Annotated in this window: 9 protein-coding genes; 6 read left to right on the forward strand and 3 right to left on the reverse strand. The window is 69.6% G+C overall.

The features are described from left to right. The first annotated feature begins 15 nt into the window (after nucleotides 1–15). Nucleotides 16–1,437, forward strand: a complete 1,422-nt coding sequence (locus tag AC1RHV_RS04790; RefSeq protein ID WP_492299873.1) for an efflux transporter outer membrane subunit — start codon at nucleotides 16–18, stop codon at nucleotides 1,435–1,437. Here AC1RHV_RS04790 and ypfH read toward each other — a convergent pair whose 3' ends face one another. Continuing rightward, the gene (gene ypfH, locus AC1RHV_RS04795; protein WP_054453817.1) at nucleotides 1,438–2,142 is read right to left on the reverse strand and encodes an esterase; all 705 of its coding nucleotides are present in this window, start codon (nucleotides 2,140–2,142) and stop codon (nucleotides 1,438–1,440) included. Nucleotides 2,143–2,327: 185 nt separating this feature from the next. On the opposite strand from ypfH, the gene AC1RHV_RS04800 reads away from it, so the two are divergent. The 4 genes from AC1RHV_RS04800 to AC1RHV_RS04815 all read left to right on the forward strand — a co-directional run bounded on the left by AC1RHV_RS04800 (nucleotide 2,328) and on the right by AC1RHV_RS04815 (nucleotide 9,391). After that, nucleotides 2,328–3,863 carry an amino acid permease gene (locus AC1RHV_RS04800; protein ID WP_119448973.1) on the forward strand — a complete coding sequence of 512 codons (1,536 nt, stop codon included), beginning with the start codon at nucleotides 2,328–2,330 and terminating at the stop codon, nucleotides 3,861–3,863. A gap of 193 nt (nucleotides 3,864–4,056) precedes the next feature. Next, nucleotides 4,057–4,761, forward strand: coding sequence for a translesion DNA synthesis-associated protein ImuA (gene imuA / locus AC1RHV_RS04805; protein ID WP_054453813.1), 705 nt, complete (start codon nucleotides 4,057–4,059; stop codon nucleotides 4,759–4,761). Then, nucleotides 4,691–6,160, forward strand: coding sequence for a Y-family DNA polymerase (locus tag AC1RHV_RS04810; RefSeq protein WP_175213480.1), 1,470 nt, complete (start codon nucleotides 4,691–4,693; stop codon nucleotides 6,158–6,160). Before imuA ends, AC1RHV_RS04810 begins: the two co-directional genes overlap by 71 nt. 6 nt (nucleotides 6,161–6,166) lie before the next feature. After that, a complete protein-coding gene (locus tag AC1RHV_RS04815; protein WP_492299877.1) occupies nucleotides 6,167–9,391 on the forward strand; it encodes an error-prone DNA polymerase in 3,225 nt (1,074 codons plus the stop codon). 16 nt (nucleotides 9,392–9,407) lie between these two features. Here AC1RHV_RS04815 and AC1RHV_RS04820 read toward each other — a convergent pair whose 3' ends face one another. Then, nucleotides 9,408–10,694 (reverse strand): SGNH/GDSL hydrolase family protein, encoded by a 1,287-nt coding sequence (locus tag AC1RHV_RS04820; protein ID WP_492299879.1) that lies wholly within the window; start codon nucleotides 10,692–10,694, stop codon nucleotides 9,408–9,410. A 101-nt stretch (nucleotides 10,695–10,795) separates the two neighbouring features. Between AC1RHV_RS04820 and AC1RHV_RS04825 the strand changes: the two genes are divergently transcribed. Then, a complete protein-coding gene (locus AC1RHV_RS04825) occupies nucleotides 10,796–11,701 on the forward strand; it encodes a LysR family transcriptional regulator (protein WP_175213483.1) in 906 nt (301 codons plus the stop codon). On the opposite strand, the gene AC1RHV_RS04830 is transcribed toward AC1RHV_RS04825, so the two are convergent. Then, the gene (locus AC1RHV_RS04830) at nucleotides 11,698–12,840 is read right to left on the reverse strand and encodes a YgeY family selenium metabolism-linked hydrolase (protein ID WP_492299882.1); all 1,143 of its coding nucleotides are present in this window, start codon (nucleotides 12,838–12,840) and stop codon (nucleotides 11,698–11,700) included. The two genes, AC1RHV_RS04825 and AC1RHV_RS04830, sit on opposite strands and share 4 nt — an antisense overlap. Nucleotides 12,841–12,860 lie beyond the last annotated feature (20 nt).

Here is a 12,860-nt window from a genome sequence, read left to right on the forward strand (position 1 = left end):
ACAGCCGTAACCGCCATGAACACCAGATACCTCCTGCCTCTTACGCTGGCCCTTGCGCTGGCCGGATGCGCCGCCGTGGGCCCGGACTACCAGGTGCCCCCCGGATCGGTGGCCGAGCGGCAGAGCGCGCAGGCGCCCTTCACGCAGGCGCGCGAGGCGGCGTTCCGGCAGGATGCGGTGCCTGGCCGCTGGTGGCGCCTGTACGACGACCCCGTGCTGGATGGCCTGGTGGAGAAAGCCCTGGCCGCCAACACCGACCTGCGCGTGGCCAGCGCCAACCTGGAACGGGCCCAGGCCGCCGTGCGTGAAGCACAGGCGCAGCAGCAGCCGTCCATCGGTGTCAATGCCTCGCCCACTTTCGGCCACGTGTCCGGCCTGCAGGAACTGCAGCCCGGCATCGATCCGCCCAACCGCTGGTCCTATTCCATGGGCGCCAGCGTGTCGTACCAGCTGGACCTGTTCGGCCAGATCCGCCGCGCCGTGGAAGCGGCCAGCGGCGACGAGCAGGCCGCGCAGGCCGCCTATGACGCCACCCGCGTCACCGTCGCCGCCGAGACCGCCCGGGCCTACGCCAATATGTGCGCGGCCGGCATGCAGCTGGCCTCCGCCCAGCATTCGGTGCAGGTGCAGAAGCAATCGCTGGACGCGGTGGACCGGCTGCAACGCGCCGGCCGCGGCACCACGCTGGACGTGACCCGCGCCCGCAGCCAGCTTGAACAGCTGCAGGCCAACCTGCCGCCATTCCAGGCCCAGCAGCGCACCGCGCTGTACCGCCTGGCGGCGCTGACCGGCCAGACGCCGGGCCAGATCCCGCCCGCGCTGCTGCAATGCGCCCAGGCCCCGCGCCTGACCGAGACCATCCCCGTGGGCGACGGCGCCGAACTGCTGCGCCGCCGTCCGGACATCCGCCAGGCCGAACGCACGCTGGCCGCGGCCACCGCGCGCATCGGCGTGGCTACCGCGGACCTGTATCCGAAGATCTCTCTGGGCTTGTCGGCGGCCTCGGGCGGTCCGGCCGCCATGTTCGGCGACCGCGGCACCTTCAGCTGGAGCGTCGGTCCGCTGATCTCCTGGACCATCCCCAACACTGGCGCCACGCAGGCCCGCATCGCCGAGGCTCAGGCCAGCACCAAGGCCGCGGCGGCGCGCTTCGACGCCACCGTGCTGAACGCCCTGCGGGAAACGGAAAGCGCGCTGGTGGTCTACGCGCGTCAGCTGGACCGCGACGCCGCCCTGCGCGCCGCGCGCGACCAGAGCGCCGAGGCCGCCTCGCAGGCCAGCCGCCTGTTCCAGTACGGCAAGACCGACTACCTGACCGTGCTGGACGCCGAGCGCACGCTGGCCAGCAATGAAAGCGCGCTGGCCGCCTCGCAGGCCGACCTCAGCAGCGACCAGATCGCGCTGTTCCTGGCGCTGGGCGGCGGCTGGGAAAAATGATCAATGCACCGGGGTGCCGTCGGGCGGCGTCTGGTTAAGACCCAGCGCGGCCTCCCAGCTGCGCAACGGCACGCAGGTCTTCAAGCGCACGATGGCGCGCTCGATCAGCGCCGGATGCAACGCGTGCCCCACCTGGGTGGCGATGTCGATGGTCGAGTCGCCGTGCAGCTCGGTCAGGCGCGCCTGGGCGGCCTGGATGAGCTCCACGTTCATGATCGGATCGGCGGCGCCGTGCAGCAGGTGCAACGTGGTGAACTGCGGCGCGATCTTGGGCATCTGGGCATAGCGGCCCGAGAACGCGATGACGCGACCGGCGATGCCGTCGTGCGCCTGCACCAGTTCCAGCGCCATGATCGCGCCCTGCGAAAAGCCCGCCAGCGCCGTGTCCGACTGCAGCAGGCCGAAACGGGCCTGCGCCTCGCGCACATAGGTCTCCAGGGGCGGCAAGGCCTGCGCCACGCGTTCCGGGCGGTTTTCCTCGGTCACGCCGCGTACCGAGAACCACTGCCGGCCATCGCCGCCGCCGTCGTAGGGCTCGAACCCCTGGGGCGCCAGCACCGCCGCGCTCGGGAACGCCGCGCGCACGGCTTTTGCCAGCGGCTCCATGTCGTCGGGGCTGCCGCCCACGCCGTGCAGCAGGATGAACAGCTGGCGCACGTCGACGCCGGCGTTGGGAAGAAATTCGATAGAAGTGGAAGACGCCATGAAACTGCTCCGTGCTGGCTGGGGCCGCCGAACGGCCCCGGAATAGCCGCATTGTAAAATGCGCGCCTTGAAGCAACCTTTGCCGCACCGCCACGGACCGGCTGGCTTGCGCGGCATTGCCTGGCGGGCAGGCCCGCGCGCCCGTGCCTGATGGTCCGCCGCCGCGGCAACCTCCTACCCCAGTAATGCAAACTCCGACGACAGAATCCGGCGCCACGCCTGCCGGCCAGAACCAGCTGCATCGCGTGCTCAAGGCGCGCCACCTCACGATGATAGCGTTGGGCGGAGCCATCGGCACCGGCCTGTTCGTGGCTTCCGGCGCCGCCATTGCCCAGGCCGGCCCGGGCGGCGCGCTGCTGGTCTACCTGGCCATCGGCCTGATGGTCTACTTCATCATGACCAGCCTGGGCGAACTGGCCACCTTCATGCCGGTATCGGGTTCCTTCTGCACCTATGCCTCGCGCTACGTGGACGGCGGCTTCGGTTTCGCGCTGGGCTGGAACTTCTGGATCAGCTGGGCCACGGTGGTGGCGGTGGACGTGGTGGCCGCGCAGCTGGTCATGGCCTACTGGTTCCCCGATACGCCCGGCTGGATATGGAGCGTGGCCTTCCTGGCCCTGACCTTCGGCCTGAACGCCTTTTCGGCGCGCAGCTTCGGCGAAGCCGAATACTGGTTCGCCATCATCAAGGTCGTGGCCGTGCTGTGCTTCATCGGCGTCGGGCTGGCGATGCTGGTGGGCATCATCCACAGCGGCACGCCCGTGGGACTGGCCAACTGGTCGGTCGGCGACGCGCCCTTCGTGGGCAATGTGGCCACCTGGGTCGGCGTGGCGATGGTGGTGGCCTATTCGTTCCAGGGCACCGAACTGGTGGCCGTGGCCGCCGGCGAATCCGAAAATCCCCGCCGCAACGTGCCACGCGCGATCAACCATGTGTTCTGGCGCATCCTGCTGTTCTACGTGCTGGCCATCCTGATCATCGGCCTGCTGCTGCCCTATACCGACCCGCAACTGCTGCGCAACGAAGTGGAAGACATCGCGGTCAGCCCCTTCACGCTGGTGTTCCAGCACGCCGGGCTGCTGTCGGCGGCCACCGTGATGAACGCCGTGATCCTGACCTCGGTGCTGTCGGCCGGCAATTCCGGCATGTACGCGGCGACGCGGATGCTGTTCAACATGGCGGTGGAAGGCCAGGCGCCCGCCCTGTTCCGGCGCGTGACGCGCAGCGGCGTGCCGCTGTATGCGCTGATGGCCACCGCGCTGCTGGCCTGCCTGTGCCTGTTCAGCCTGGTGTACAGCCCCAAGGCCGTCTACATCTGGCTGCTGAACTTCGCCGGCATGACCGAATTCATCGTCTGGCTGAGCATCGCCGTCAGCCATTACCGCTTCCGCCAGGGCTATGTGAAGCATGGCTACGACACCGCCGACCTGCCCTACAAGGCCGGCTTGTTCCCCTTCGGTCCGCTACTGGCCTTCGTCCTGTGCCTGGTGGTCACGCTGGGCCAGAACTACCAGGCCTTCCTGCAAGACCGCATCGACTGGATCGGCGTGATCTCCACCTACCTGGCGATCCCGCTGTTCCTGGCCTTGTGGATCGGCCACCGGCTGGTGCGCAAGTCGCACTGGATCCGGTACGAGGATATGCGGTTTTATGGGTTGGACCTGGATCGCGCGGCGGGTGTGGCGGCCTCGGCAGCTACTAGTGAGAACGCCCGCGCTTAGTTGCGATCCGCCTGCCTGAAGCAACTAAAATCGTATCCAACACGGCCCACCCCTCTGCATCGAAAGGTGTACGGGTGGGTTTTCTTTTAGTTCGCGGCATGCTCCGCCCCCTTTAAATACTGTACATATATACAGTTATAATGGCTCATCGGCCACTTCCACCGGGTTCCTATCTCCCGACAACCGATTTGCCATGCAGTCCCCAGAACGTATCCATCCCGCGTTGTGGCGCGCCACCCAGTTGGCTCAAGGCGCCGCCCGCACCCTGCCCACCGGGCATGCCGCGCTTTCGGCCGAGCTGCCAGACGGCGGCTGGCCGCTGGGTTCCCTGAACGAATTGCTGGTCCCGCACCCCGGCATCGGCGAAATCCGCCTGCTGCGTCCGGCGCTGGCCCAACTGGAAACGCGCCGCGCCATTGCGCTGGTGCAGCCGCCGCACGCGCCCCACATCGCCAGCTGGATGAGCTGGCGGCTGGATCCCCGTCAATTGCTCTGGGTGGCGCCGGAAAAACCCGTGGACGCGCTCTGGGCCGCCGAACAGATCCTGAAGAACGGCAGTTGCGGCGCCCTGATCTGCTGGCTGCCTCATGTGCGCCCCGAATCCCTGCGCCGCCTGCACCTGGCCGCCCAGGCCAGCGACCTGCTGTTCATCGCGGTGCGCCCCAGCAGCGCGGCGCAGAACGCCACGCCCGCGCCCTTGCGGCTGGCGCTGGCGCCGGCCGCGGGCGGCCTGTCCGTCCATATCCTGAAGCGCCGCGGGCCCGCCTGCGACACGCCGCTGTACGTGGGCCTGGACACCGGCGCCACCATTCCTGTTTCTCCCCGCCATGCGCCTCTGGATCGCCGCCTTCCTGCGCTGCCTGCCGCTGGACGCACTGCGCCCGCACTGGCCGCTTGAGGGGCAGGCGTTCGCGGTCCTGGAACAGGAACGCGTCGCCGCCCTGACGCCCGCCGCCCGCCGCGCCGGCGTCAAGCCGGGCATGCGCCGCGCGGGCGCGGCCGCCATCGCTCCCGAGGTCGAGCTGCTGCCCCGCGATGCCCAGGCCGAGTCCGAAGCCTTGCAGGGCGCGGCGCTGGCGCTGCTGCAATACACGCCCGAAATCGCCCTGGCCGACGGCGACACGCTGCTCCTGAACGTGAGCGCCAGCCTGATGCTCTTCCGCGGCCCCAAGGCGCTGCACCGGCGGGTCGCCGCCACCTTGCGCGCCCTGGACCTGCGCGTGTCGCTAGGCATGGCGCCGACCGCCGCCGGCGCCTGGCTGCTGGCGCGCAGCCCCGGCCGGCGCGCGCCCCGCCGTACCCTCACGCTGCCCACGCTGACCCGGCGGCTGGACGCCCTGCCGCTAGCCCTGCTGCCGCAGGCGCAGGCCCGCCGCGACTGGCTCGACGACATCGGCTGCCATACCCTGGCGGACCTGCGCGCCCTGCCGCGCGCGGGGCTTCAGCGGCGCAGCGCCCCCGAACTGCTGCAGGCCCTGGACGCCGCCTACGGCCTGGCGCCCGAGCTCCACCGCTGGGTCGAACCGCCACACCAGTTCTCGCGCCGCATCGAACTCACCGACTACGTCGAGCACACCGACGCGGTGCTGGCGGTGGCGCGCCGCCTGGCCGAACAGCTGGGCGGCTGGCTCAGCGCCCGGCAACTGGCGGTACGCCGCGTGGTGCTCAGCATGGAACACGAACGCGGCCGCCACGCCCGGCCGCCCACCGAACTGGAACTGGCCCTGGCCCAGCCGGTCTGGCAGGCGCCGCAGATCCTCCACCTGCTGCGGGAAAAGCTGGCGCGCTTCACGCTGGAAGCGCCCGTGATCGCCGTGGCGCTGCTGGCGCCCGACACGGTCGAGCAGCCCGCCGCCAGCACCACCCTGTTCCCCGAGCCCGGCGGCACGCCTGCCGACCATGCCCGGCTGCTGGACCTGCTGGTGGCGCGGCTGGGCCGCGACCAGGTGCGCCACGCCCACCCGGTACCCGACCACCGCCCCGAGGCCGCCAACGCCTGGGGCGACGCGCTGTCGCCGCCCCAACGCCCCGCGCCCCTGCCCGCCCTGCTGGACCGCCCCTTCTGGCTGCTGGACCCGCCGCTGCCCTTGAAGCTGTCCGGCCACCGGCCGCAATACGGCGGCCAGGCGCTGCGCCTGATGCGCGGCCCCGAACGCATCGAAAGCGGCTGGTGGGATCCGGCCTTGACCGTGCGCGACTACTTCGTCGCCGAGGACGCCGCCGCCGCGCGCTACTGGATCTACCGCGAGCGCGACGACGAGCACGCCCGCTGGTTCCTGCATGGGCTCTACGCCTGAAACGCCATGCGCATGGACGACGACGACACCCCCGGCATCCTGGCGCAGTTGCCCGGCTACGCCGAGCTGCAATGCCAGTCCAACTTCTCGTTCCTGCAGGGCGCTTCGCACCCCGAGGAACTGGTCGAACGCGCCGCCGAACTGGGCTACGCCGCGCTCGCCATCACCGATGAATGTTCGCTGGCGGGCGTGGTCCGCGCCCACGTGGAGGCCAAGGCCCGCAAGCTGCCACTCATCATCGGCGCCACCTTCCAGCTGCGCGCCGCGCCCGACGCCGCGCCACTAGGCCTGACCCTGCTGGCGCAGACGCGCGAGGGCTACGGCAACCTGTCCGAACTGATCACCCTGGCCCGCACCCGCGCGCCCAAGGGCGAATACCAGCTGGCGCCCGAAGACCTTACCCATCCTCCCAGCGGCCACGCCCACCTGCGCCACCTGCCCGAATGCCTGGCCATCCTGAGCCCCGCCTACGGCACCGACGCCGACCGCATGGCCGAGCAGGCGCGCTGGCTGGCACGCGTCTTCCCCCACCGCGCCTGGGTGGGGCTGACCTTGCTGCACCGCTCGCGCGACGACCTGCACCGCGCCGCGGTCGAGCACGCCGCGCAGGCCGCGGACCTGCCCATCGTGGCGCTGGGCCAGGTGCAGATGCATCTGCGTTCGCGCAAGCCGCTGCACGACACGCTGACCGGCATCCGCACTCGCCAACCGGTATCGCAATGCGGCTATGAACTGTCCGGCAACGCCGAACAGCACCTGCGTACGCGCATGCGCCTGGCCAACCTGTACCCGCCGCAAGCGCTGGCCCAGACGCTGGCCGTGGCCCGCCGCTGCGCCTTCTCATTGGACGAGCTGCGCTACGAATACCCGGACGAAATCATTCCGCGTGGCCACACGCCGGCCACCTATCTGCGCCAGGAAACCCTGGCCGGGGCCGCCCGCCGCTTTCCTTCAGGCACGCCGGACAGCGTCACCGCGCAGATCGAAAAAGAGCTGGCCCTGATCACGGACCTGCACTACGAAGCCTATTTCCTCACCGTCTACGACATCGTCCAGTACGCCCGCGGCGAGGGCATCCTGTGCCAGGGCCGCGGGTCCGCCGCCAACTCCGCGGTCTGCTACTGCCTGGGCATCACCGAAGTGGATCCGGTGCGCGGCAACAACCTGTTCGAACGCTTCATCAGCAAGGAGCGCAACGAGCCGCCCGACATCGACGTGGACTTCGAGCACCAGCGCCGCGAAGAAGTCATCCAGTACATCTACCGCAAGTACGGCCGCGAACGCGCCGCGCTCACCGCCGTGGTCATTTCCTACCGGCCGCGCAGCGTGCTGCGCGATACCGGTTGCGCGCTGGGCGTGGACGCAGGCGTCATCGACGCCGTGGCGCGCGCCCACCAATGGTGGGACGGCAAGAAGGAAATGCTGCGCACCCTGGGCGCCTGCGGACTGGACCCGGAATCGCAGGTGGCGCGCCAGTGGGCGGCGCTGGCGCAGACCCTGATGGGCTTTCCGCGCCACCTGTCGCAGCACCCCGGCGGCTTCGTGATTTCACGCGGCAAGCTGTCGCGTCTGGTGCCCATCGAAAACGCCGCCATGGCAGACCGCAGCGTCGTGCAATGGGACAAGGACGACCTGGATGCGCTGGGCCTGCTGAAAGTGGACGTGCTGGCGCTGGGCATGCTGTCGGCCCTGCGCCGCACGCTGGAGCTGGCTGGCCAGCGCCGCGGCCAACCCTTGCGGCTGCAGGACATCCCCGCCAGCGACACGCCCACCTACGACATGATCTGCGACGCCGACACCATAGGCGTGTTCCAGATCGAATCCCGCGCCCAGATGACCATGCTGCCGCGGCTGCGTCCGCGCGAATACTACGACTTGGTGGTGCAGGTGGCCATCGTGCGCCCAGGCCCGATCCAGGGCGGCATGGTCCATCCCTACCTGCGCCGCCGCCAGGGCAAGGAACCCGAAACCTATCCCAGCGAAAAAGTGCGCGGCGTGCTCAGCCGCACCATGGGCGTGCCCATCTTCCAGGAACAGGTCATGCAGATCGCCGTCGTGGCCGCCGGCTTCACGCCCGGCGAATCCGACCAGTTGCGCCGCTCCATGGCGGCCTGGAAGCGCAAGGGCGGCGTGGACAAGTATCGGACCAAACTGGTCGGCGGCCTGCTGGCCCATGGCTACAAACTGGATTTCGCCGAGGCCTTGTTCCGCCAGATCGAAGGCTTCGGCGAATACGGCTTCCCCGAAAGCCACGCCGCCAGCTTCGCCCTGCTGGCCTATGCCAGTTCTTGGCTCAAGCGGCACGAGCCCGAAGCCTTCCTGGCCGCCCTGCTCAACTCCCAGCCCATGGGCTTCTACGCCCCCGCGCAACTGGTGCAGGACGCCCGCCGCCACGGCGTCTGCGTGCTGCCAGCGGACGTCACGGTCAGCGGCTGGGATTCGGCCCTGGAGACCCTGCCCGACGGTCATCCTGGCGCCCGCCGGACCGCCCATCCGCACGCGCCCGCCGCCGACGGCACCCGCCCCGCCGTCAGGCTGGGACTGAGCCTGATCCAGGGCATGCGCGAAGACGCCGCCCGGCGCATCGAGGACGCGCGCGCCGCCGCGCCCTTTGCCGACACCGGCGACCTGGCCCGCCGCGCCGCGCTCACCCGCCATGACCTCAACGCGCTGGCCGCTGGCGACGCCCTGCGCACGCTGGCCGGCCATCGCCGCCAGGCCAGCTGGGAAGCCGCCGCCAGCGTGCAGAGCCGCGACCTGCTGCGCGACGCCGCCATCCAGGAAACCCAGGCGCCACAGCTGTCCGCCCCGTCCGAGGGCCAGGCCGTGGCGGCCGACTACCGCAGCGTGGGCCTGACGCTGCGCAGCCACCCGGTGGCCTTGCTGCGCCCCCAGCTCGCGGCGCGCAACTTCCAGCCCGCCTCGGTGCTGAACAGCTACCCCGACAAGCGCGTGGCGCGCGCCTGCGGCATCGTCACCGTGCGCCAGCGTCCCCAAACCTCCAAGGGCGTGATCTTCGTCACGCTGGAAGACGAGACCGGCCCCGTCAACGTGGTCGTGCGTCCGGAACTCATAGAACGCCAACGCCGCGAATTGCTGGGGGCCTCGCTGCTGGGCGTCTACGGATCCTGGCAAAGCGTGGACGGCGTGCGCCACCTGATCGCGCAGCGGCTGGTGGATCTGTCCGACCTGCTGGGCGGGTTGAACACCCAGAGCCGGAATTTCCACTGACCGCTGCGGCCGCGGTTCAATCGCCGAACAGCGTGGCCATGTCCAATGCCTGCGCCATGGCCTGGTAGCCGGCATCGTTGGGATGCAGGCTATCGCCCGAGTCATACGCGGGCAGCAGCCGCGCCGGATGCGCCGGATCGCGCAGCACCGCGTCAAAATCCACCACCGCGTCGAACACGCCGCTTTCGCGGATCCAGCGGTTCACCTCCCGCCGCACCGCGTCCTTGGCCGGGTTGTAGTGGCCCGACAGCGGCGTGCCGTGCAAAGAGCCTTCATACGGCGCAATGGTGCCGCCGACGATGCGCACGCCGCGCAGGCGGGCCGCCTCCGCCAATAGCCGGTAGCCCTCGGTCAATCTGGCCGCCGTCATGGGCGCGTCGTCCGGCGCGAAGCCGCTGTCCGGCCAGCCGATGTCATTGATGCCCAGCATCACCACCACCGTGCGCACGCCCGGCTGCGACAGCACGTCGGCGTCAAACCGGGCCATCGCGTTCACCCCCATCTTGTCGCCCCAGACCCGCGCGCCCGAAATGCCCGCGTTCGCCACGCCCACGCCCTGCGGCGCCAGGCGGCGCGCCAGGAAGTCCGGCCAGCGGCGGTTGGCGCCCGGCGTCGAGCCGTTGCCATCGGTCAGGGAATCCCCAAAGGCCACCACCACCGGCACGCGCTTCGGGCTTTCCACCCAGATCCCCGCCAGGAACGCCCGGCCTTGCAGCGCCTGCGCCTCAGGCAGCTCCGCCGCCGCCGTGGCATTGCCCTGGACCAGGGCGCCGGTCTGCTGCGCGCCCCAATGGAAGGTCGTCACCGGCGTTGCCTGCGGGAAGTAAAGGCTGACGGCCAGTTCGGCCAGCGCGGATACCGGCAGGTCCACCGGATCGCTGACCACCTGCGCCCCCGGCGCCACCGTCACGCTTGGCCGACCGCCAAAGGCCAGCCCGCGACTGGACGCCGGACGGATCCTGGACTGGCCCGAGGCCAGCGCCACGCTGGCCGCCCCAATCTCCAGGGGCTGAGTCCCATAGCGGTTGGACAACACCACCCGCAAGCGCGGTCCGCCCACGCTGAGCATCAGGGTCTGGCGCAGAGTCTGGCCGCGCAATTCGGCCGGCATTTCCGTGGGCAGCACGAAGGAATCCTCCCACAGCGGTTGCGGACTGGCGAACCAGGAGCTGACCCAGCTGGAACGCGCGACATCCGACTGAACAGGCGGCTGCGCGGCGGCGGCCACGGACGGCCCCAGGACCGCAAGGCCCGCGGACAGGGTAGCGGCCGAAACCAGGGAAAAAGCATTGAAGCGATTCATGACGACTCCAGAAAAAGAGAAAGTGACGTCACGATAGGTTCTTCCCAATTCCACCGGTAGAACCCTAAACTGCATACCTCTTCTTCCAAAAAGGAATGACCTTGGACACCCTGCGCGCAATGCGGGCCTTTGTCCGCGCCGTGGAGCTGGGCACCTTGTCCGCCGTCGCCCGCGAACAGGCCCTAAGCCAGCCCGCCCTGAGCAAGATCGTCGCCGCGCTGGAAAAGGACCTGAACGTGCGGCTGCTGGAACGCAGCACCACCCGCGTCGTGCCCACCGAACAAGGCAAGCGCTTCTACGAACGCGCCACGCGGGTGCTGGAGGAATACTCCGAAGCCGTCGCCGACGCCCGCGGCCAGACCGAAAAGCCCGCCGGCTTCCTGCGCATCAACGCGCCCGTGGCGCTGGGCCAGTTCCGCCTGAACGCGCTGGTGCGCGAATTCCTGGACGAATACCCCGACATCCAGGTCGAACTGATCCTGAACGACCGGTTCGTGGACCTGGTGGAAGAAGGCGTGGACGTGGCGCTGCGGCTGGGCGGCAATCTGCCGCCCAACGCCATCGCCCGCAAGACAGCCTTATCGCCGCGCTACCTGGTGGCCGCCCCCTCCTACCTGGCGCAGCGCGGCAAGCCCCGCGCGCCCCGCGATCTGGCCGCGCACGAATACGTGCGCTTTGCCTGGCTGGCTGCCGGCGACACCCTGGAACTGCACCAGGGCGCGACCCTAGCCACCGTCCAGACCCAGGGGCGCTTTCGCGTCAACAACGCCCTGGCCATCCGCGAGAGCCTGGCCATGGGCGCCGGCATCGGACTATGCCCCGCGTGGCTGGTGCAGGACCTGATCGCCAGCGGCGAACTGCTGCGCGTGCTGCCCAAATGGAGCGCCACGCCGCAAGAGGCCTTCCTCATCTATCCGTCGCGCCGCTACCAGTCGTTGCGGGCGCGGCTGCTGATCGACTTCCTGAATGACCGGCTGGCCCGCCTGCCCGGCATGCAAACACCTTAGCCGCAGACGGCGCGCACCAGATTCCGGTAGATATCGCGCGCGCCTTCCAGCTGCTCCAGCGCGATGGATTCGTCGATCGTGTGGGCGTCCTCTTCGTTGCCCGGCCCCAGCCCTATCGTCGGAATGCCGCGGCGTCCGGCCGATTCCGAGCCGTTGGTGCAGAACGCCCAACTGCCCACCACCGGGTCCCGGCCGCTGGCGCTGACCGCCGCGCGCGCAGCCTGTAACAAGCCGGCTTGCGCATCGCAGCGCCAACCTGGCAACCACCGCGGCGGCGTGGCATGCTGGCCGGTATAGGTCGCTACTTGATCCTCGCTGACCTGCAGGGTGAAGTCGGAGAGGCCGTGGGCCGCCAGATGCCCGCGGATCTGCGCCAGCACGTCCTCCAGGCGTTCGCCCGAGACGGTGCGCCGGTCAAAGCGTATCGTCGTCGAGATCGGAATCATGGAGATCGACGGATAGGGATGCGACACGATGTCCGTCGGCACCAGCAACGCCTGGCCCAGCACCTCGTCGTACGGCAGCGGCAGGCTCTCCAGCGCGGCCAGCGCCCGGGCCGCCGCGTGCAGGGGATTGATACCGATGTGCGGCGTCGCCGCGTGCGCCGGCTTGCCGTGGAAGGTCAGCAGCAGTTCCACCCGCCCCTTCTGGCCGGCCTTGATCTGCAATTTTGACGGCTCGCAGATGACCACGGCCTGCGGCGTGCAAATGTCCAGCACCGAGGCCAGCGCATGCCCTTCGATGACTTCCTCCAGCACGCTGGCCGACACCGCCACGCGGTGCTTCAAGCCATCCCGCGCCGCCTCCGCCACGCCGCAAATCGCCGCGGCAATGCCGCCCTTCATGTCGGTACTGCCGCGCCCATACAGCCGCCCATCCCGGATTTCGGCGCCGAACGGATCGAAGCGCCAGTCGCCCGCCACCGGCACCACGTCCATGTGCCCGTCGAACAACAAGGCCACGTCCGCATCCTCGGGGCCGATCAGCCCCAGCACCGAGCCATTGCCATCGGTCGTCACCGAACTGAACCCCGCCTCGCGCATCGTCGCGGCCATCAGCGCCGCCATCTCGCCTTCCTTGCCGGAAAGGCTGGGAATGCGCACCATCGCCTGGGTCAACGCAACTACGTCCAGAGTCATCATCATTCCTGTCTGAAAGT

It is taken from the genome of Achromobacter sp. GW823-FHT04E03 (assembly GCF_058796095.1).

Coding starts and splice junctions, on each gene's coding strand:
- AC1RHV_RS04790 (WP_492299873.1), top strand. CDS start 16: ATGAACACCAGATACCTCCTGCCTCTTACGCTGGCCCTTGCGCTGGCC.
- ypfH (WP_054453817.1), bottom strand. CDS start 2,142: ATGGCGTCTTCCACTTCTATCGAATTTCTTCCCAACGCCGGCGTCGAC.
- AC1RHV_RS04800 (WP_119448973.1), top strand. CDS start 2,328: ATGCAAACTCCGACGACAGAATCCGGCGCCACGCCTGCCGGCCAGAAC.
- imuA (WP_054453813.1), top strand. CDS start 4,057: ATGCAGTCCCCAGAACGTATCCATCCCGCGTTGTGGCGCGCCACCCAG.
- AC1RHV_RS04810 (WP_175213480.1), top strand. CDS start 4,691: ATGCGCCTCTGGATCGCCGCCTTCCTGCGCTGCCTGCCGCTGGACGCA.
- AC1RHV_RS04815 (WP_492299877.1), top strand. CDS start 6,167: ATGCGCATGGACGACGACGACACCCCCGGCATCCTGGCGCAGTTGCCC.
- AC1RHV_RS04820 (WP_492299879.1), bottom strand. CDS start 10,694: ATGAATCGCTTCAATGCTTTTTCCCTGGTTTCGGCCGCTACCCTGTCC.
- AC1RHV_RS04830 (WP_492299882.1), bottom strand. CDS start 12,840: ATGACTCTGGACGTAGTTGCGTTGACCCAGGCGATGGTGCGCATTCCC.